Here is a 2,693-nt window from a genome sequence, read left to right on the forward strand (position 1 = left end):
CCGCGAAACTGCTCGACCTGCTGGCGGTGCCGGCGGAGAGCCGCGATTTCGTGCATGTCCACGCGGATCACGCGCTTGTGCCCGGCACTGCGTTGCCGGTGCCGGAAGGCGTGTTTCCGCGTTACGTCGAACAGCCGGACGCGAACATCTGATGCTCGTCGACAGCCACTGCCATCTGGATTTTCCAGATTTCGCCGAGGAGCGGGCGGCCATCGTCGCCCGCGCTTTAGCCGCCGGAATTGGCCGTATGGTGACGATCTCGACACGCGTGAAGCGGTTTCCGCAAGTACTTGAGATCGCTGAAACTTTCGACGAAATCTATTGCTCTGTCGGCACTCATCCGCACAATGCGGCCGAAGAACTGGATATCACGGTCGAGGAGCTTGTGCGGCTATCCGCGCACCCAAAAGTAGTGGCCATCGGCGAGGCCGGTCTCGACTATTTTTACGACAAGGCGCCACGCGATGCACAGGCGCAAGGCTTTCGCAACCACATCGCCGCCGCCCGTGAAACGGGGCTGCCGCTGGTCATCCATTCGCGCGATGCCGATGCCGACATGGCTGATATTCTCGAGGACGAAACAGGGAAGGGCGCCTTCCCCTTCATCCTGCATTGCTTTTCTTCCGGGCGCCGGCTTGCCGAGGTGGGCGTCGCTCTCGGTGGCTACGTGTCGTTCTCGGGCATCCTGACCTTCAAGAATTCAGCTGAGTTGCGTGCCATTGCCGCCGATGTCCCGCATGCCCGATTGCTGGTCGAAACCGATGCGCCCTATCTGGCGCCCGTGCCGTTTCGCGGCAAACGCAACGAGCCCGCCTATGTCGCCCATACCGCCAAAGTGCTGGCCGAAACGATCGGGGTAAGCGAAGCTGAAATCGCCGATCTGACCACAGATAATTTCTTCCGGCTGTTCGGCAAGATGCCGCGGCCTGCAGAGCAAAGTGCCTGAACGATGACTGACCGGCTGCGCCTCACCATTCTCGGCTGCGGCTCGTCCCCAGGTACGCCGCGCATCACCGGCGATTGGGGCAATTGCGACCCCGACAACCCCAGGAACCGGCGCACCCGTGCCGCCGCGCTCGTCGAGCGGATTGCGGCGAACGGCAGCCGAACGACTGTCGTCATCGACACGGGGCCGGATTTTCGGCAGCAGATGCTGCTGGCCGGCGTCAAACGTGTCGATGCGGTCGTCTATACCCACCCGCATGCCGACCATATCCATGGCATCGACGATCTGCGCGGTTTCGTCCTCGATCAGCGCCAGCTCATCGACGTCCATGCCGACAGGGCGACGATGCTTCGGCTGCGGGAAGCGTTCGGATACTGTTTCGAGACGCCGCAAGGCAGTTCCTATCCGCCGATCGTCAGGCCGCATCTCATCGACCACACCAGGCCGGTGGTCGTCGAAGGAGAGGGGGGTACCCTCACCCTCGAGCCGCTGCCGCAGATCCACGGCGACATCGTATCGCTCGGTTTCCGCATTGGCGGTCTCGCCTATTGCCCCGACATCAGCGACTTTCCGGAACCCACCGCCGAACGGCTGGGCGACCTCGACGTGCTGATCATCGACGCGCTGCAGTACCGGACGCATCCAAGTCATCTGTCACTTGGCGAAGCGCTTGAATGGATCCAGCGGCTGGCGCCGATACATGCGGTGCTGACACATATGCACGTGCCGCTCGACTACGTCTCGGTGATGGCCGAGACACCAGCCAATGTCGAACCCGCCTATGACGGCATGGTTATAGAAATCCCTTATGAATCAGCACGATGCGAATAGAGCTTCATGAGGGCTTTCGGCTCCTTGGTGCAAATATCAGCAGCGTTCCGATCCGCTCGTAGCCCATCCGGGGATAAAGCAGCGCCCCGGCATGGGTTGCTGCCAGCACCGAGTACCTTGACCCGCGCGCGCGATCGTCGTGCAACATTTTCGATATCAAAGCCTGACCAATGCCGCGACGCCGGTGCGACGGCTCGACATACATGCTCGAACACCAGGTGGCTCCCACGGCATCCAGGCTGCGAACGCGCCCAACGATGTCGGCGCCGTCGATTGCCACATACTGGCGGAACGGCGCGGTGTCGCCGAGCAAATCGTCTGGGATCGGCTGCCTGCGGATGATCTTTCCCAACTGTGCCGCCCGTTCGGCCGTCTGCACGCGTTCGACCGAAGCAACCGATGGCGGGTTCGGAATCCGGTGCAATCGGTGGACGAAAAAGCCTTCGGTCCGCAGCAGCCGGTAGCCGAGAGCTTTGTAGGCGGTTCGTGTCGGCCCGTCCGGATCGTCGTTCGCGATCACAACGGAAATGGCAAAGCCCGGCCGCGCATGCTGCCGCACGACGGCATCGGTCTCTTGAGCGGCGACGTCATGGACGACCCATTCTTCGCCGCGGTAATCGCGAGGATTCTTGCGTTCGGCATCGCGCATCAGCCACAATGGTCCAACGCGGCTGGCCTCGTAAGGAAAGGTGCGGCTCCTATCAGCGCTGAAGCCATGCACGAACACTTCGATTGCCGCTTCGATCTCGCTGTTTGCCATCTTCATTTCAACAGCCTAGCGTTGGCGATCCGCTCAAGGCAATACGCCACAATCGGCTCAAGCCTATGAGAATCAGCGGCAATTTACAGTTCTTGGCCCATGCGTTAGTTCCATAATCTATCTTATGCGACTTTTGGATACGGCGAGCGGCATGGA

General features: G+C 61.2%; 3 protein-coding genes. 2 read left to right on the forward strand and 1 reads right to left on the reverse strand.

Translation table 11 applies throughout. The features are described 5' to 3' along the window. The first annotated feature begins 151 nt into the window (after nt 1–151). Both EOA22_RS29925 and EOA22_RS29930 read left to right on the forward strand, forming a co-directional pair. Complete coding sequence (locus EOA22_RS29925; RefSeq protein WP_063168015.1) at nt 152–946, forward strand: TatD family hydrolase; 795 nt, start codon at nt 152–154, stop codon at nt 944–946. 3 nt (nt 947–949) lie between these two features. Continuing rightward, nucleotides 950–1,777: an MBL fold metallo-hydrolase gene (locus EOA22_RS29930; RefSeq protein WP_013531573.1), complete on the forward strand. Its 828-nt coding sequence runs from the start codon at nt 950–952 to the stop codon at nt 1,775–1,777. A 4-nt stretch (nt 1,778–1,781) separates the two neighbouring features. Here the strand turns inward: EOA22_RS29930 and EOA22_RS29935 are convergent, their stop codons facing one another. Beyond that, on the reverse strand, nt 1,782–2,543 hold the full coding sequence (locus EOA22_RS29935; protein ID WP_013531572.1) for a GNAT family N-acetyltransferase: 762 nt from the start codon (nt 2,541–2,543) through the stop codon (nt 1,782–1,784). Nucleotides 2,544–2,693 lie beyond the last annotated feature (150 nt).

It is taken from the genome of Mesorhizobium sp. M7A.F.Ca.US.014.04.1.1, assembly GCF_003998745.1.
Classification (GTDB): domain Bacteria; phylum Pseudomonadota; class Alphaproteobacteria; order Rhizobiales; family Rhizobiaceae; genus Mesorhizobium; species Mesorhizobium ciceri.